Source organism: Herbaspirillum huttiense (assembly GCF_047300815.1).
In the GTDB taxonomy this organism is placed as follows: domain Bacteria; phylum Pseudomonadota; class Gammaproteobacteria; order Burkholderiales; family Burkholderiaceae_D; genus Herbaspirillum; species Herbaspirillum huttiense_A.
On record NZ_CP178608.1, the window covers coordinates 3,303,735 to 3,321,530 of the forward strand.

The following is a 17,796-nucleotide window of genomic DNA, read 5'->3' on the forward strand; positions in this document are numbered from 1 at the left end:
CTGCGCCACCGGACAGGCGTGCTCACCGGCGCGCCGCCTTGGTGAAGCTGGCCCGTCCCATCTCCCCTGCATTGGCCAGCAGGCGCAATCGCGCCGAGCGCCATTCGCCCAGTGCGCGGATGCGTTCCAGTTCGGCATCGGCCAGGGTGGTCTGGGCGTTGAGCATCTCCACGATATCGGCCGCGCCCGCGTCATACTTGCGCCGCACCGACTCCACCGAGCGCTGCGCGGCCTCCAGCAGGCTGCGCGCGGAGGCCAAGCTGCGCAAGGCAGTGGTGGCCTCCGCATAGGTGGTGGCGATGTCGCCCAGCACCTGCGCCTGTACCTCGCGCAGCTCGGCCTCCCGCATTTCCACCTGAGCCAGCGCACCATCGACCTTGTAGCTGTTGGCAAAGCCATCGAAGATCGGGATGTTCAGGTTCAGCCCCACCACCGTATCACGATCGCCGCGGCTGCCCGGCTGGTTGGGGCGGCCGTTGATGTAACGGCTGGCCGTCATGTCCAGCGTCGGCAAGCCGTCGGCGGCGGCGACTTTGACCTTCTCGCGGGCGGCCTCCACCTGGCCGCGTGCGGCCAGGATCGCCGGGTGATACTGCCGGGCCGATTGCAGCCAGCCCGGCAGGTTCTGCTCCAGCCCGAGCGGATCCTCCTCGGTCTCGGAGGACAGCGTGATGACCGGCACGTCGCCCGCCTCGTCCAGCAAACCCAGGCCCACGGCCAGCACCACCACGCTGCGCTTGTACTGGCCGATGGCGCGCGCCAGTTCCAGTTCGGCCCTGGCCACGAAGGTGCGTGCCTGCAAGGTCTCGGGCATGGCGCCCACGCCGCGCTGCTCGCGCTTGATGGCGGCCTCCAGGATCTGGCGCGCCAGTGCCAGGCTGCGCTCGCGCGACTGCTGTGCAGCGCGCGCACTATGGGCTTCGTAATACAGGCCGACGGCATTGCCCATGGCCTTCTGCAGGGTGGCGTCCTGGCTGGCCGAGGCCGCCTGCAGCAGGACATCGGCGGCGCGCTGGTTGGCACTGCGCCCGCCGAAGTCGAGCAGGCGCCAGGTCAGCGTCGCATACAGCGTGCCGATGGAGCGCTTGCTGCTGCCCTGGTCCGATGTGGCGCTCTCGCGGTACTGGCCAACACCCGCCCCGAGGGTGGGCAGGTAGGCCGCACGCGCCTCGCCCAGTTGCGACGACTGCAGCTTGATCGCGGCCCACGAGGCTTGGACCTGGGGCTGATGGCACAGCGCAAGATCCACCGCATCGACCAGCGTCAACACCTTGTCGGGCGCGAAAGTGCTGGTGGCACAAGCCATGGGCTGGTCGTCGCCGGGCAGTATTTTTCTCTTGTCCAGCTCGGGCGGACGCGCCAGCAAGGGATCCAAGCGCGCAAGCTCGGCCGCACCCGCCGTAGCCGCGAGCAGCCAGGCCATCAGCATCAGGGCCGTTACCGCACGGCGCGTCCGCAAGGAGTCATCAACGCTCATGCAAGGCCTCCTTCTGATGCCGCATCAAGGGCGACAGCACATACTCGATCACGCGCCGGCTGCCGGTGCGAATCCCGACATTGACGGCCAGCCCGGCCGACAGCGGCAAGCTGCGCCCATCGACATTCAAGCTGTTGCGGGAGAGCAGGATGCGCGCGGAATAGACCAGCCCTTTCTTCTCATCCTGGATGGCATCGCGCGAGACATGCACCACCCGCGCGGGGACGGTGCCGTACTTGGTGTAGTCGAAGGCATCGATCTTGACCTCCACCTCCTGGCCAATACGGACGAAGCCGACATCCTTGTTCTCCAGCCAGGCCTCGATCTCGATGTCGCCCTCCTCCGGCACGATCTGCATCAGCGGCTGGGCGGCCGCAACCACGCCACCGACCGTATGCACGGCCAGCTGCTGCACGGTGCCGCTCACGGGCGCCATGAGCGTGAGCAGGCGGCTGCGCTCTTCGGCGCGGCGCCGGTCCTGCTGGGCGGACTCGATGATCTTCTCGGCTTCGATGCGGCTGTCGTGGGTTTCCTTCTGCGTCTGTGCCAGCAGTGCGGCGCGCTGGTTGCGCGCCTCGCTCAACTGGCCTTGCAGGTCCACCCTGGCCTGCTCTTTCTCCAGCCAGGCGTGGCGCGAGACGGTGTTGTCAGTCATCAGCTCCTTGTAATCGGCGGCACGTGCGCTGGCCAACTGCAAGGAAGCTCCGTAGCGCGTGATCTCGTCATCGAGCCGGGCCAGGCGCGCACGGAAATCCTGGTACTGTCCCTGCAACTGGCGCTCGGCCGAATCCCACTGCGCACGCCCTACGCCACCGACCTCGGCCAGCTGCGGCGCCTGCAGCTGCTGCACCGCCTGCATCATCGCCGCCGCGCGCGCCACCTGCAACCGCGCCTGGGCCACGGCATCGGCGGCCTTGTCGCGTTCGGCATCACTGCTGGTGGCATCGAGTTCCATGAGGACCTGGCCGACCCGCACGTGCTGCCCTTCCCTGACCAGGATGTCGCGCACGCTGGCCACCTCGATGGAGGCGATGGTCTTGATGCGGGCCGAGGGAATGACCTTGCCGGTGGCGTTGACCACGATGTCGATGTGCCCCACCAGCGACCACAGCAGCGTGAGCAAGACCATCGCCATGAGCAGCCGCGCAGTCCAGCGCAGGCTGGCCGAACCGGGCGACTCCTGCAGCGACAGCGCGGCCGGCAGGAACTCGGCCTCCTGCTCGTTGTAAAAGTCGCTCTGGCGCCGATCGCGCTGGCGCCAGGCATGCCGCAGTACGCGCCCATAGCGCTGCCACAGCGCCAGCCAGGCGCGGGAACGATGATGCAGGCTCATGGTGTCTCCCCTTGCAATGGCTTGCCGGCCTGCAGCGCACACAGATGCGCATAAATGCCATCGGGCAGCATGAGCAACTGCTCATGGCTGCCGCTCTCGACGACGCTGCCGCGTTCCATGACCACGATGCGGTCGGCATCGCGCACGGCCGAAAGACGATGCGCGATGATGAGCACGGTGCGCCCGGCACAGATCTGGCGCATGTTGTCCTGGATGATTTTTTCGGATTCGTAGTCCAGCGCGCTGGTGGCCTCGTCAAAGATGAGGATGCCGGGATTGCTGATGAGCGCCCGCGCAATGGCGATACGCTGGCGCTGTCCGCCGGACAGTCCGCTCCCCTGCTCGCCGACCAGGGTGTCATAGCCCTCGGGCAGTTCGCAGATGAAGTCATGCGCACCGGCCAGCTTGGCGGCGGCGATCACCTGCTCGATCGGTGCGGAGGAATCGACCAGGGCGATGTTGTCGCGGATGGAGCGCGAAAACAGCGTGTTCTCCTGCAGCACCACGCCGATCTGCTGGCGCAGCGAGGCCGTATCGATGATGGCGATGTCCTGGCCATCGACGGTGACGCGTCCGCTTTCGCAGACGTAGAGCCGCTGCACCAGCTTGGCCAGCGTGCTCTTGCCGGACCCGGAGCGGCCGACGATGCCGATCACTTCGCCCGGGCGGATCTGCAGCGTCAGCCCGCGAATGACTTCCGGCGTCTCGGGGCGATAGCGAAAACTCACGCGCTCAAACGCAATCGCACCGCTCACGCGCGGCAGGCGGGTGCGCTGGCCCGCCACTTCGCTGCGCGCATCGAGCACGTCGGCCAGCCGGCTCATGGAAATGCCGATCTGCTGGAAATCATTCCACAGCTGTGCCAGCCGCAGGATGGGTGCCGCTACTTGACCTGCCAGCATGTTGAAGGCCACCAGCTCGCCCACGGTCAGGGTGTTGTCCACCACCTGCAGCGCGCCCATCCACATGATGCCCACGCTGACCAGCTTGCTCACCAGGTTCACGCCGCCATTGGCCACCAGGCTGATGTTGGTGGTGGTGAGACCGGCAGCGACATAGCCGGCCAGTTGCTGGTCCCACTTGCGTTGCCAGTGCGGCTCCACGGCCAGGGCCTTGACGGTGTCCATGCCGGTCAGGGTCTCCACCAGGAAGGACTGGTTCTCGGCGCTCTTGTTGAACTTGTCGTTCAGGCGTGCGCGCAGCACGGGTGTGAAGATCAGGGACAACAGCAGGTAGACCGGGATGGAAGCCAGCACGATCAGCGTCAGCGGCACGCTGTACCAGAGCATCACCGCCAGGAAGATGAAGGAAAACATCAGGTCCAGCACCAGCGTCATGGCATTGCCGGTGAGGAAGCTGCGGATGTTTTCCAGCTCGCGCACGCGGGCAATCGAATCACCCGCGCGGCGTACCTGGAAGTAGGCCAGCGGCAGGCTCAGCAGATGGGCAAAGAGGCGCGCGCCCAGCTCGACGTCGATCTTGCTGCTGGCCTTGGCGAAAATGGCGGTGCGAATGCCGGTCAGCAGCGCTTCGAAGATGGTGGCCGCGATCAGGCCCACCGCGATCACGTTGAGCGTCATCATGGCGTGGTTGACCAGCACCTTGTCCATCACCACCTGGAAGAACAGCGGCGTGACCAGGCCGATGATCTGCAGCACCAGCGAGATCAGCAGCACATCGGCCAGCACCTTGCGATACTTGACCACGGCCGGGATGAACCAGGTGAAGTCGAAGCGCGATGACTCGCCCGCATAGCTGGCCTGGCTGGTCATGAGGATCACCTGCCCGGCCCAGACCGCCATGAATTCGCTGCGCGTGAGGACCTGCGGTGCTTGCCCCGGCCGCTGGATCAGGATGCGCAGGGGCGTGCCCGGTGACTCCTGCGGCGCGGCGTCGATCTTGGCCAGCACGAAGAAGCCTCCCGCGTGATCGACGCAGATGGCCGGCACCGGCGTGCGTTCCAGCCTTGCGGCTTGCTGGCGGATGGCACGCGCCTTCATGCCCAGGGCGCGCGCGCCCAGCAGGATTGTCTGCACGCTGAAGGGCTGGCGGCCGAATCGATGCTGCAATTGCTGGGCATCGGCGGCAATGCCGTGCAGCTTGGCCAGCATGATCAGGCACAGCAAGCCGCTGTCCGTCCCCGCTTGGCCGGGGTCGTGGTCCGTCTGGTTCATAGGATTTCCGAAAGGGTTGCTTCGAGGAGGGTGGGTCGGCGGCGGCCGCTGCCCGGCTTGCCGGCCGCCTTCAGGACAGGGGTTGCAGCCTCAGTGGGTCACGGTCAACAACACCTCGCCTGCACTGGACTGGCCGCTGCGCCACTCGGTCTGCGTCGCTGCGGGCGGCGCGAAACTGGCCATGGCCTGCACCAGTTTTTCCACGTCGCTGTCGTAGAGGGTGTAGCCCTCGGCCGTCCTGATGCGCTCGATGTGGTTGTCGCTGCCGCTTGCACCGCCGACGTACCAGTCCTTGACGGTGATCTGGTCCTGTGCGCCCAGGACGTCGATCTGCAGGTCATTGCCCATGTGCCGGAACCACAGGTTGGTCTGCTTGATGTCGGTGAACTGCAGCGTATCCAGGTTGCCCTGGGTGGCGTCGTTGTCGGCCACCAGATCCTGTCCATCCCCGCGGCTGAAGACATAGGTGTCGTTGCCGGCCTGGCCGACCAGGGTGTCATCGCCACGGCCGCCGGTGAGGATGTTGTTGCCGCGATTGCCCACCAGCTGGTTGTCCAGCGCGTTGCCGGTGCCGTTGAGGCTGGCGTCGATCATCTTGATCGGTGCCACGGTGATGATGGCATTCGCGCCGTCGACATTGGCCGCGTAACGCAGCTCCTCCAAGCTCAGGAAACGGCACATGTCGCTGGCATTTCCCTGGCCGGAATCGGTGATGTAGACACCCAGGGCAGCCCCCGTGGCTTCGTCGCAGGCTACGCCGGTGAGCGTGATCACGTGATCGCTGCGTGCCGGGCTGCCGTTGTCCCCATGGCCCCAGAGCCGCGACGAGCACACCCCGATGATGGCGCCACGGCCTGCCTGCAGGGCATCGGTCAGCTTCTGCTCCTCATAGCTGGTGAACATCTGGTGGTCCATGTGATAGCTGTCCAGGATCTTGCTGCGTTCGTAGACATTCGTCCCGCCTCCCATGCCGCTGGCATTCTTGGGCGTGCACCAGCCCATCTGGATCGCGCGACGCAGCACATCGGGCTCGCTGACGGACTGGCCGGCGATGGTCAGCAGGTTTGCGATGCTGGCCTCGCCACAGGTGCCATCGTAACCGGCGAGATCGCCGCCCTGGTCGTAGTCGAGATGGTAGTCATGCGGCGCCCCATAGACCAGCACGGACTTGCCGTCCATGCTGGCGCGCTGCGGTGTGCCTGCATCCAGCAGCACCAGGTTCTCGACGTTCTCCCCGAGGGTAGTGCTGATGCGGGAGCAGACGGTATCGATGCCCTCGCCTGCCTGCTCCACCACCTTGTCGCCGGGGGTGTCGATGAAATAGCTGTCGTTGCCCTTGCCCCCGATCATGGTATCGGCCCCTGCGCCGCCATCGATGACGTTGTCCTGGCCGTTGCCCACGATGAGGTTGTCCAGGCCATTGCCCCCGGCGTTGTAGTTGCCGCCTTCGAGCAGGTGCAGTTCTTCCACGAACTCGGTCAGCGCATAGCTGGAGCCGGCCAGCACCGCATCGTAGCCGCCGTTGTCGCGCTCCAGCACCACATCGCCGGGGCTGCTGACCACGTAGGTATCGTTGCCGCTGCCGCCTTCCATGTGATCGTTGCCGGCGCCGCCATCGAGATAGTCATCTCCCCCGGCAGTGATGAGCGTATCGTCGCCGGCACCGCCATGGAGCTTGTCGTTGCCTACCACGCTGGCCGGCAGCGGCTCCAGCCAGTTGGCGCGGATGTCGCTGCCGACCAGGTAATCATTGCCGTCGCCGCCGTAGAGGATGTCTTCACCGTTGCCCCCGGTCAGCTGGTCGTCGCCTTCTTCGCCATAGAGCTGGTCATTGCCCTCGCCGCCATAGAGCTTGTCGTTGCCGGTGCCGCCCCAGAGCTGGTCATTGCCCCCATTACCCATCAGGCTGTCATTGCCCGCTGCACCGAAGATCACATCGTCATCCGAGGGAAGGGACGTCAATCCAAACAGGGATGCGTTGCCGATATCACTGCCCATGATGGTGTCGTCGCCGTCGCCACCATGGAGGCGGTCATTGCCCCAGCCACCGTAGATGCGATCGGTGCCCGCACCGCCGTCGATGAGATCGTCACCCTCACCGCCGGAAAGCTGGTCATCGCCGCTCTCGCCGAAAATGCGGTCATTGCCACCGAAACCATTGACGATGTCATTGCCATTGCCGGCCCAGAGGGTGTCGGCGCCATTGCCGCCAACGACCTTGTCGTCGCCGTCGCCGGACATGAGTGTGGTCATGCGTGCCGGATCGATGCCCAATGCGTAGTCCAGTCCGTTGTTGCCGGCGCTGAGCAGGTCGGCACCGTCGGTACCGATGAGGGTGCCCGGTGCACTGCTGACGATCTTGAACTGGTCGGCCCGGAAGTGGATCACCCCGCCCCCGGGTACAGCAATGCTGTTGTCGTTGTCGCGCAGGGCGCGGTAGTTGCTGGACGCGACCGGCGCATTCTCATCCGGCGCATTGGCCTGCAAGCGGGCGTTACCGGCGGTGAAGATGCCGTAATCGGTGACGCGCAGCGCATCGCGTTTCACACGCTGCAGGGCGTCGGCCAGCGGGACGATCTCGCCGGGCTGGCTGATGCCGTCCTGGTTGGCATCGGACCAGGCCATGAGGCCGGACAACTCGGCACCGCTCAGTTGCCCGTCCTGGTTGCCGTCCAGCGCGGCCAGCTGGGCCGCCGTCACCGCTTGCAGGCGCACATCGAGGATGCGCCAGCTGCGATCGCTCACCTCGTTGCGGGAATCGGCCTGGCTCACCTGGCCTTCGGTGAAGGCCTGCAGCGGCAGGAAGCTGCCCGGATCAAAGCGGCCCGCCTTGCGATAGACGGCCGGGGCATTGGAAGGGTCCGCCGCCGACGATGCGGGGGCCGCCACTGAAGCCGATGCACTCGCGGGTGCCGTGCTTGCGTCGCGCGTGACGGTTGCGGGCAAGCTCGCCAGCGGCATCAACACGGGGCAGTAGAGATCAATCGGGCAGAGCATCACCTGCCCATCCAGCAGCACGGGCACATACACCGGAACCGGCTTGCCCGTCTGCACCGAGACCGGTGCCGGCGCCACCGGACTGGCGGGGGCCAGCGCCGCAGGGGACGTGGCCGTAGGCTGCACGCTTCTGGGTGCGGGTACTGCGGGCGACAGGGCCGCCAGCGCTGAAACGGACGGCGCGGAAGTGGCCGTGACGGCAGTGGCCGTAACCGGCGTGCTGCTGCCCATCACCGCTGCAACACCGGGGACAGCCTGGCTGGTCGCGACGGGGCTTGCGAGCGGCGTGAACGTCAGCTTTTCGGGCGTCCCATTGGCTATCGCAGTCTCAATGATGGCAGCTGGCACCAACGAGACCAGCGGCGCCGCTGCCCCGGCTGTACCTGGCGCCGGGCTGGCCGCCCTGCCCGCAGACTTGATCGCAGAAAGGGGGAGCGCCGCTCCTCGACTCCACCGGCCCGATGCCGTCCACGGCAGCTTGCGAAATGGCAGGCTGGCGTGCTCCGATCCCCTGGTGGCCGCCTCGCCCAGGCTGGCTGGCGCGGCTTCAGCCTTCTTCAACAAGAGCGTGTCGCCAGCAGCATCACGCGCCCCCTGCGCTACCACCCGCGTCTTGCCGGAAAGACGCACCAGCAGCTTCTCGGGCGTCACCAGGGTGATGACGGGCAGGATTTCCTTGCGGTGTTCGTTTATTGTTTTCATGTCGTGTTCCCTGAGCGATGTGCAGCCGATGCGTGGAGGCGGGGCAAAACGTCCGTCTTTCCTCCCTTCGTGGTCCGGGGTGCGCAGTAACCGGCGCGGCGACATGCCGCTGCTCTGTTGTCACTGCAAGCTTGCCCTCCCCAGGGCAGCTTCCGTCGGCGGACGACACAAGGTGTCAACCCGGCCACTTTTGCTGAAAGACAAAACAGTTTTGCCCCACGGCAATTCAACCCCGGCACAGGTTCCCCGTAAATCGCACCAAAGGGCCGGCATGGCGCCGAAGAGGGCGGCCCGCTCCCATGCCGCCTACGGGCGAAATGAAGATTTTTTCCGAGCGTCACGGCGCAAAGCGCCAGCCCATGCGACATGGAAAGCACATCAAATAGATCAAGCGGAAAAGATATGAAGATTTCTGCCGACTGGCAGCACGCAGGAAACTTCACCTAGGTACAGAACGAAGCGAGCATATTTTCATTTTTGAGACACATCGCCGCGCTACCACGAATGCTTCGCCCACCGCAATACTCCAGAATCCCAATGTGACGAATGCGCCCTTGTGCTTTACCGTTTGATTCAGTAGATTGGCGAAAAAAATGAATGTCCGAGAGACACCCCCGAAGGTGCTCCGAGACAACGGAGACGGAGAACAAACCTGCCTGCCCCTCGCCGCCTGCGGACCTGGTCTGCGGCGCCGATGCGCGTCTTGCTTGCCGTTTCCGGCTGTTTGACCGGCTGGTGCGGAATTTGCATCGGCTGACCCAAAACAAGAGGAGCCCGCGCCATGCATTCCGATCATTTCTCCGTCCATGCCGAACAGTTTTCGGACGTGGATGAACAAGCCAGCACGCTCGCCGGATGGGAGCAGGAGTACCAGCAACTGGGCAGTGGCCGCTTCGTCGGCGCCCTGGCCGTGGTGCAGACCGAGGATTTCTGCTTCATCCGCGAGAGCACCAACACGGCGCTGCACGAACGCATCGTGCCGCCGCCCGAGCAGATGGTCATCGGCATCTGCAACACCGATGCCCAGGGTCACCTGCTCAACGGCCGGCCGCTCACGCAAGACCAGCTGATCGTGCTCGATGGCAGCCGGCCGCACCACATCCGCACCACCGGCCCCATCGAATTGCTGGGCATCTCGGTGCAGCGCGAGCTGTTCCTGTCGCAGCTGCACGAACAGGATGAGGCCAGCGTACGCAAATGGCTGGACCTGTCGGTGCTGCAGCTCGATGCCGCCACGGCGGGCATGCTGCGCCATTACTTCTCGGTCGCCTTCGATCTGCTCAACGCACCGGCGGGCGCGGCCACGCGGCCGATCAGCCCGCGCGCGCTGGCCTCCACCGCCATCAGCAATGTGGCGCTGGCGCTGTCGCTGAACCAGGGCAGCCACGAACTGGAATCGACCCTGCCCTCGCGCCAGCGCAGAGAGCGCATCGTGCAAAACGCCATCGACTACATGCGTGCGCATGCGGGCGAAGAGATCGGCATCCTCGACGTCTGCCGCGCCACCCACGTGAGCCGCCGCACGCTCCAATACTGCTTCGAGGAACGGCTCGACATCTCGCCGCTGCAATACCTCAAGGCCCTGCGGCTCAATGCCGCGCACCGCGAGATCAAGCGCCGGGGCGGTGAGGACCGCACCCATGACCGCCATGACACCATCGGCAACCTGGCCGCACTGTGCGGCTTCAATCATCCCAGCCGCTTTGCCTCGGAATACAAGAAGATGTTCGGCGTCCTGCCTTCCGAAACAACCCTGAAAACGGTCGCTCAATCCTGAGTTTCAGGCGGCGAGCCGCATTGGTAACATCGGTTACCAACTGCGGCCCGCGCCGGTGCCTGGGCAATTTTGGGGCAAAGGCCTAGCCGTTTTTGGCAAAGCTGCCCTGTCTTGGTCCGCCTCCTCCTTGGCCCTCTCTCTTCTGCACCCCGGATATGCATGGCAATGTGCGCGTCCACCGGGGGCGGCCTGCTCAAAATACGAGCTTTCAAGGCAATAAAATCGACCGATGGGTTGATTAATACCGTTTGCAGCAACAATCCCGTTTTTGTCACAGGTCATTTTCCCTGTAAGGGAATAATCGCTGCTTTTCGTCTGCGGTGCATCATCCAGTCCCTCCAACCAGTCCGCCCCGGCCGGAAAGTCTTTTTCCCATTGGCGTCCGGCGAGTCCGCTTCATTTTGGACCATCCCCTTCGGGCCGCCCTCCAGAAAATTGCTAAAAGCGGCTAACAGTTGCATGGGCGCCCCTTCTACATTCTCCCTCGTCCACTGCTCCCAAAAAAACACCTGTCCAGGACAACGCCATAAGCGAGTCAATTTTCCGTTCCGTCAGTGATTTGTCAGGAACGGCTCTGCGCCCGACCGGGTTGCGGCGACAGGAAAGGCCTCCACGCCTTGGGAACGGTCCCCCATCCGGAGGACGCGGCAGCGCCTCCGGCCAACGCACATCAGCATCACCACAAGGGAGAAGAGCAATGAAGGTCATCCACATGAGCGCCATGGCCCTGGCGCTGGCCGCCACCTTCGCGCAGGCCGCCACGCCCGCCGACCTGGGCGGCAGCCTCACGCCGCTGGGCGGCGAGAAAGCTGGCGGCAACGGCGTGCCGGACTGGAAGGAAGACAACGTGGTCCTGCCCGGCTGGTCCTACGGCAAGCTGCGCCGCGATTTCTTCAAGTACAAGGACGAGAAGAAGAGCGAGACCATCGATGCCTCCAACGTCGACAAGTACGCCAGCAAGCTCACTGCCGGCCAGGTCGCCCTGATCAGGCAGATCAAGGGTTACAAGATGGATGTCTACCCCAGCCACCGTTACTGCAGCGCTCCCGATTTCGTGGTGGAGAACACCAAAAAGAACACCAGCGCCAAGCTCGGCGCCGATGGCTGGAGCCTGGCCGAGGCAGTGGTGCCGGGCATTCCCTTCCCGGTGCCCAAGACCGGCGAAGAGGTCATGTACAACAGCAAGATGCGCTATCGCGGCGTGGCCCTGGAATGGAAATCGACCATCACCGCCGTCTCGCCACGCAAGGGCAGCAGCGAATGGATCAAGGCCGGCTCGCAGCAGACCATGTTCTTCCCCTGGGCCGCCAAGGGCAGCGTGAATCTCTCGACCCTGCCGCCGGTGGAGTACTACACCTACTTCGCCTACAACTCGCCCACGGCGCTGGCTGGCCAGGCGCTGTCGCTGACCACCTTCCTGAACCAGGCCGGCGGCGAAACCTTCTACTACTTCCCCGGCCAGCGCCGCGTGCGCCGCATGCCCTCCTACGCCTACGACTCGCCCCAGATCGGCATGGAAAACCAGTACACCCTGGATGAGCCCATGGTCTTCAACGGCACCATCGACCGCTTCGACTGGAAGCTGGTGGGCAAGAAGGAAATCTACGTCCCCTACGGCAGCTTCGGCGCTACCGACTTCAAGGCCAAGTTCGAGGACGTGGCCGGTGACGACTACATCGCCGAGAACGCCCGCCGCTATGAGCTGCACCGCGTCTGGGTGGTGGAAGCCACCGTCAAGGCCGGTGTGCGCCACCTCGCGCCCAAGCGCACTTTCTATGTCGATGAAGACAGCTGGAACCTGGTCGCCGCAGATGATTACGACGCCCAGGGCAAGCTGTGGAAACACCGCGAAGCCTACGTGATCCCGGTCTATGAGACCGGCAGCTGCGACCAGGCCGGTTTCACCCAATACAACCTGGCCGAAGGGCGCTACGTCTTCGACCTGCACTCCGCCGGCACCGGCCGCGACATGGCTTGGGAAGTCGACGCCAAGGGCAATCCACGCGCCAAGGCCAGCTTCTACAGCGCCGACAACCTGCGTGCCATCAGCGATCGCTGAGCGGTCCTGACACCGCATCAGCCACGGGAGAGGAATAATAATGAAACATCACCTGCAAACCAGACTCATCGCCATGGCGGCCGCCACCTTGTGCAGCGGCGCCGCACAGGCCATCACCTTCGAGGGCGAGACGGTCACCGGCAACTTCGACTCCACGGTCTCGCTGGGCGTGGGCGTGCGTGCCGGCAAGCAAGCCTGCGGGCTGGTCATCGGCAGCAGCGGCGGCAATGCAGCTGCTGCCACCGGCCCCAGTGCGCCGGCTGGCTGTACCGATGCGCTGTCCTCGCTCAACGACCAGGGCGACCTGAACTACAACCGGGGCGACCGCTTCACCACCTACCTCAAAGGCACCCATGAGCTTTTGCTCAACATGCCGGAAGACGTGAATTTCCTGGGGCGCGTGAGCTGGCTGCGCGATTTCTCGGCCACCCGCACCACCGGCAACATCAGCGCCGCCAACACCACCGGCAGCGCGCTGTCCAACGATGCCAGCAACGAACTGCACACCAAGATCCGCCTGCTGGACCTGTGGGTCAGCAAGTCCTTCGACCTGGGGGAAGAACGCGCCCGCATCCGCGTCGGCAACCAGGTGGTGAACTGGGGCGAGAGCCTGTTCATCGCCGGGGGCATCAACCAGACCAACGCCATCGATATCATGCGCCTGTCCAATCCGGGCACGCAGTTGAAGGAGGCCATCCTGCCCGCGCCCATGGTCAACTTCGCCACCGGCCTGGGCCGCGGCTTCTCGGTGGAAACCTACGTGCAGCAAGGCTGGGAGAGCAACTACTTCCCGCCGGTGGGCAGCTACTGGTCCACCGCCACGGTGGGCATCGGCGCCGACGCGCTGGGCGTGCCCACCACCAACCGCCCGCGCTCCACCGGCCAGTACGGCGTGGCATTGCGCTATACGCCGCCCGGCGCGGATGTGAACTTTGGCCTGTACGTGATGAACTACCACGACAAGTCGCCCGTGCTGTCCACGGCCAGCACCCCCAGCGGGCTGGGCTACTCCTACCTGGAAGACCGCAAGATGGTGGGGCTGTCGGCCAACTTCCCGCTGGGCAACTGGGCCATCGGCACTGAACTGTCGTACCGGCCCAAGGATGCGGTCTCGCTCAACGGCTCGGTACAGAACGCCAACGGCGGCCTGTGCCAGACCAATGGCAAGTGCTACATCGAGACCGAGAAATACCAGCTGGCCATCACCGGCATGCTCAGCCTAACCCCCAGCGAACACGGTGCCGTGCTCAAGACCCTGGGCGCCGATACCGCCACGCTGATGGTGGAAGCAGTGGCCATCAAGTATCCCAACCTGAAGAACGCCTATGGCGGCATCCCCGTGGCGGCCGGCCTCTGGGGCTGGGGCTATGACACCACGGCCAACGCCAACACTACGCTGGCCAATGGCGGCAATACCTCCGGCGTGGGCAGCGCCACTTCGTATGGCTACAACTTCGACTTCAGCTGGGTCTACGATGGTTCGGTGATCCCGGGCTGGCAGGTCATCCCGGAGGTCTACTTCTTCCATGCCGTGAAGGGCCGCACGCCCAATGCCACGGCGACCTTCATGCAAGGCGCCAAGATGGCCAACTTCACCGTCACCTTTACCCAGAATCCGGCCAAGTGGCAGGTGGCGCTGAACCTGGCCAAGTTCTGGGGCGGGGCCAGCGTGCTGGATCAACCGCTGCGTGACCGCAGCTTCTATGGCATGACCATCAGCCGCAACTTCTGAGGCAGCGCGCCCGGCCCCTCCACGGTCCGGGCGCGTCGTCGTGTTGCCGCGTATTTCCCTGCGCCGCCTGCGGGCGGCCAGCGTTTTTGAACTCCGACCCGAGACCACCGCACCATGGCCAACGCCCCTTCCCTGTTCAGCCTGGATAGACTCGAAGCCAGCCTGTTCCGCCTGCGCATCCCCATCCTGGCCCTGCTGCTGGCTTTTACCGCCGTGCTGTCGTATTTCGCGCTGCAATTGCGCATGGACGCCGGCTTTGAAAAACAGATGCCGACCCATCACGAATACATCGACACCTTCAAGCAATACCGCGATGACGTGCTCGGCGCCAACCGCCTCAACATCGTGCTGCGCGCGCGCAAGGGCAGCATCTGGACCAAGGAGGGACTGACCCGCCTGTCCGAGATGACGCAGGCCGTCATGTTCCTGCCCAACATCAGCCGGCTCGGCGTGCAGTCGCTGTGGACGCCCAACACCTTCGTCAACGAGATCACCGAGGAAGGATTCCGCGCCGACCCGGTCATCCCCGGCACCGTGATTCCCTCGGCGCTCACGCCGGAGACCATCGAGCAGATCCGCAATACAGCCGTCAATGGCGGCTTCGTCGGCACCCTCATCTCGCGCAACCAGGACAGCGCCATGATCGTGGCCGAAATCAACGAGTTCGATGCCAAGGGTGAGAAGGTCGACTACCTGGCCTACAACAAGCTGCTCAACGACCTGCGCGCGAAATACGAGAACGCCGACTTCGAAGTGCAGATCATCGGCTTTGCCAAGCAGATCGGCGACGTGGCCGATGGTGCCGAAGGCGTGCTCAAATTCTGCGCCATGGCCTTGCTGCTGACCACCATCGCGGTCTACTGGTACTGCCGCTCGCTGCCCTTCACGCTGCTGCCGGTGGCCTGCTCGCTGGTGTCGCTGGTATGGCAGTTCGGCACGCTGCGCCTGCTCGGTTACGGGCTCGATCCGCTGGCGGTGCTGGTGCCCTTCCTGGTGTTTGCCATTGGCGTCTCGCATGGCGTGCAACAGATCAACACCATCGTGCGCGGCATTGCCAGCGGCCAGTCCTGCGAAGCGGCGGCCCGCGCCAGCTTCAAGGGTCTGTTGATTCCTGGCGTATTGGCGCTGGTGACGGCGCTGGTGTCCTTCGTCACGCTGGTGATGATCCCCATTCCCATGGTGCGCGAGCTGGCCATCACGGCGTCCATCGGCGTGGGCTACAAGATCATCACCAACCTGGTCATGCTGCCGCTGGCGGCCTCGCTGCTGAAGGTCGGCAAGACCTATGCCGACAGCGCCATGCGCGCCCAACAAGCCAGAGGCCGCTGGCTGGCCGTGCTGTCCCGCTCGGCGCAGCCGCGCGTGGCCCGCAGCATCGTGCTCATCACTCTGCTGGTGCTGGCCGGCTCGGCCTGGTACAGCCATGACCGCCTGGTCGGCACCTTGCAGCCGGGTGCACCGGAACTGCACGCCGATGCCCGCTACAACCGCGATGCCCGCTGGATCGCGGACAACTACGGCAACGGGCTGGACTGGCTGACGGTGATCCTCTCGACGCCCTCCAATTCCTGCGACAACGTCAGCTTCGGGCGTTATCAGGATCAGTTCGATACGGTCATGCGGCACGTGCCGGGCGTGCTCTCCGTGAGTTCCTTCGCCGACCAGATGAAGATCTACAACGAAGGCTACAACGAGGGCAATCCGGTCATGTTCACGGTGCCGCTGGATGCGGCCAACTATGCCGCGCTGGCGGTGGAGATCGGGCGTGTACGCGGCTTCCTCTCCAAGGACTGCAACATGCTGGCCAGCCACCTGTTCCTGGCCGACCACAAGGCCGCCACCATCAATGGCGTGATCCAGGCGGTGAAAACCTATCGCGACCAGCACAAGCTGGCCGGACTGGAAATCCGCCTGGCTGCCGGCAACGCGGGCGTGATCGCGGCCGTCAACGATGAAGTGGAAAAATCCGAGCTGCCCATGATGCTCTACGTCTACGGTGCCATCGTCCTACTGGTGTTTGCGGTCTATCGCGACTGGCGCGCCATCATCGCCTGCTGCCTGCCGCTGACGGTGGCCACCTTCATCGGCTACGCCTTCATGAAGCAATTGCAGATCGGCCTGACGGTGGCCACGCTGCCCGTGATGGTGCTGGCCGTGGGCATCGGCGTGGACTATGCCTTCTACATCTACAACCGCCTGCAACTGCATCTGGCCGCTGGCCTGCCCATTGAAGAGGCGCTGCACAATGCGATCCAGGAGGTGGGCATCGCCACCATCTTCACGGCCATCACGCTGGCCATCGGCGTGGCCACCTGGTCCTTCTCCGACCTCAAGTTCCAGGCCGACATGGGCAAGCTGCTGGCCTTCATGTTCCTGGTCAACCTGGTCATGGCGATGACCGCCCTGCCCGCTTTTGCGGTGGTGCTGGAGAAGATGTTCCCGCGCAAGTCGCCCATCAAGCTCAACAGCGCCCTGGCGCACTGATTACCGATCGCAAGGACGAGTCATGATTTATTTCCGCAAACATTCCGTGGCGCTGGCACTGGCCCTGCTGGCCGGTGGCGTCTCCCATGGCGCATTCGCGCAGGCCGGCGCAGCAGTCACGCTGTTACCGGCGCGCTCCGATGCGCATGCCCTGCACAACATGATGCTGGGCGCGACCCGTGCCGGCAGCCGCATCGTGGCCGTGGGCGCCTATGGCTACATCATCCTCTCCGACGACGGCGGTGCCAGCTATCGCCAGGCCGACAAGGTGCCGGTCGATACCACGCTGACCTCGGTCAGTTTCGCCGGCAACGAGCAAGGCTGGGCCGCCGGCCACGGTGGCGTGATCCTGCATACCGCCGATGGCGGCAAGACCTGGGCCCTGCAGCGCAGCGACACCAGCGTGGACCAGCCGTTGTTCTCGGTCTGGTTTGCCAATGCCAATGAGGGCTGGGCGGCCGGCTTGTGGTCGCTGCTGCTGCATACACGCGATGGCGGCAAGAGCTGGCGGCAGGTCAAGCTGCCCACGGCACCGGGCCAGCAGCGCGGCGACCTGAACCTGCTGCACATCTTCCCCGGCCGCGATGGCGCGCTGTTCGTCGCGGCCGAGCAAGGCGTGCTGTACCGCTCGCCCGATGGCGGCCAGCACTGGGAAGCGCTGGCCACGGGCAGCAAGGCTTCGCTGTGGAGCGGCGTGGTCACCGCCTCCGGGGCCATCATCGTCGGTGGCCTGGGCGGCAAGCTGCTGCGCAGCGAGGATGGCGGGCAGCATTGGCAGGTACTGGCCTCGCCCACCAGCGGCTCCATCACGGCCCTGCGCAGCGAAGGCAATCAGGTCATGGCGAGCTCGCTCTCCGGTGCGTTGCTGGTGAGCGAGGACGACGGACGGCAATGGCGCATCAAGGCGATGGCTCGCGATGCACTGACCACCCTGGAACTGCAGGATGGGCGAGCCGAGCGGCCGATCGCGTATGGCAAGGGCGGACAGGCCAAGCTGGAGGCGAGCGTGATGCGCTGATGTCATTCTCCGGGGCGCGTAAGCCTCACTTCGCGCCCGGCAC

The 17,796-nt window shown here is 64.8% G+C and carries 9 protein-coding genes; 5 read left to right on the top strand and 4 right to left on the bottom strand.

The annotated features are described in order from the left end of the window. Positions 1-22: 22 nt before the first annotated feature. From ACLRDN_RS15245 to ACLRDN_RS15260, 4 genes are all read right to left on the bottom strand, one after another. Positions 23-1,477, bottom strand: a complete 1,455-nt coding sequence (locus ACLRDN_RS15245; RefSeq protein ID WP_413456976.1) for a TolC family protein — start codon at positions 1,475-1,477, stop codon at positions 23-25. Continuing rightward, the gene (locus ACLRDN_RS15250) at positions 1,467-2,810 is read right to left on the bottom strand and encodes an HlyD family type I secretion periplasmic adaptor subunit (RefSeq protein WP_413456977.1); all 1,344 of its coding nucleotides are present in this window, start codon (positions 2,808-2,810) and stop codon (positions 1,467-1,469) included. Before ACLRDN_RS15250 ends, ACLRDN_RS15245 begins: the two co-directional genes overlap by 11 nt. Continuing rightward, positions 2,807-4,984 carry a type I secretion system permease/ATPase gene (locus tag ACLRDN_RS15255; protein WP_413456978.1) on the bottom strand — a complete coding sequence of 726 codons (2,178 nt, stop codon included), beginning with the start codon at positions 4,982-4,984 and terminating at the stop codon, positions 2,807-2,809. Before ACLRDN_RS15255 ends, ACLRDN_RS15250 begins: the two co-directional genes overlap by 4 nt. 90 nt (positions 4,985-5,074) lie before the next feature. Further along, complete coding sequence (locus ACLRDN_RS15260) at positions 5,075-8,683, bottom strand: calcium-binding protein (protein WP_413456979.1); 3,609 nt, start codon at positions 8,681-8,683, stop codon at positions 5,075-5,077. Between the two features lie 781 nt (positions 8,684-9,464). Here ACLRDN_RS15260 and ACLRDN_RS15265 point away from each other — a divergent pair. The 5 genes from ACLRDN_RS15265 to ACLRDN_RS15285 all read left to right on the top strand — a co-directional run bounded on the left by ACLRDN_RS15265 (position 9,465) and on the right by ACLRDN_RS15285 (position 17,753). Further along, positions 9,465-10,460 carry a helix-turn-helix domain-containing protein gene (locus tag ACLRDN_RS15265; RefSeq protein ID WP_413456980.1) on the top strand — a complete coding sequence of 332 codons (996 nt, stop codon included), beginning with the start codon at positions 9,465-9,467 and terminating at the stop codon, positions 10,458-10,460. Positions 10,461-11,157: 697 nt separating this feature from the next. Then, positions 11,158-12,519 carry a DUF1329 domain-containing protein gene (locus ACLRDN_RS15270; protein ID WP_413456981.1) on the top strand — a complete coding sequence of 454 codons (1,362 nt, stop codon included), beginning with the start codon at positions 11,158-11,160 and terminating at the stop codon, positions 12,517-12,519. 40 nt (positions 12,520-12,559) lie between these two features. Continuing rightward, positions 12,560-14,251, top strand: a complete 1,692-nt coding sequence (locus ACLRDN_RS15275; RefSeq protein WP_413456982.1) for a DUF1302 domain-containing protein — start codon at positions 12,560-12,562, stop codon at positions 14,249-14,251. Positions 14,252-14,365: 114 nt separating this feature from the next. Further along, positions 14,366-16,735: an efflux RND transporter permease subunit gene (locus tag ACLRDN_RS15280; protein WP_413456983.1), complete on the top strand. Its 2,370-nt coding sequence runs from the start codon at positions 14,366-14,368 to the stop codon at positions 16,733-16,735. A 22-nt stretch (positions 16,736-16,757) separates the two neighbouring features. Beyond that, positions 16,758-17,753 (top strand): YCF48-related protein, encoded by a 996-nt coding sequence (locus tag ACLRDN_RS15285; protein WP_413456984.1) that lies wholly within the window; start codon positions 16,758-16,760, stop codon positions 17,751-17,753. Positions 17,754-17,796 lie beyond the last annotated feature (43 nt).

Coding starts and splice junctions, on each gene's coding strand:
- ACLRDN_RS15245 (WP_413456976.1), bottom strand. CDS start 1,477: ATGAGCGTTGATGACTCCTTGCGGACGCGCCGTGCGGTAACGGCCCTG.
- ACLRDN_RS15250 (WP_413456977.1), bottom strand. CDS start 2,810: ATGAGCCTGCATCATCGTTCCCGCGCCTGGCTGGCGCTGTGGCAGCGC.
- ACLRDN_RS15255 (WP_413456978.1), bottom strand. CDS start 4,984: ATGAACCAGACGGACCACGACCCCGGCCAAGCGGGGACGGACAGCGGC.
- ACLRDN_RS15260 (WP_413456979.1), bottom strand. CDS start 8,683: ATGAAAACAATAAACGAACACCGCAAGGAAATCCTGCCCGTCATCACC.
- ACLRDN_RS15265 (WP_413456980.1), top strand. CDS start 9,465: ATGCATTCCGATCATTTCTCCGTCCATGCCGAACAGTTTTCGGACGTG.
- ACLRDN_RS15270 (WP_413456981.1), top strand. CDS start 11,158: ATGAAGGTCATCCACATGAGCGCCATGGCCCTGGCGCTGGCCGCCACC.
- ACLRDN_RS15275 (WP_413456982.1), top strand. CDS start 12,560: ATGAAACATCACCTGCAAACCAGACTCATCGCCATGGCGGCCGCCACC.
- ACLRDN_RS15280 (WP_413456983.1), top strand. CDS start 14,366: ATGGCCAACGCCCCTTCCCTGTTCAGCCTGGATAGACTCGAAGCCAGC.
- ACLRDN_RS15285 (WP_413456984.1), top strand. CDS start 16,758: ATGATTTATTTCCGCAAACATTCCGTGGCGCTGGCACTGGCCCTGCTG.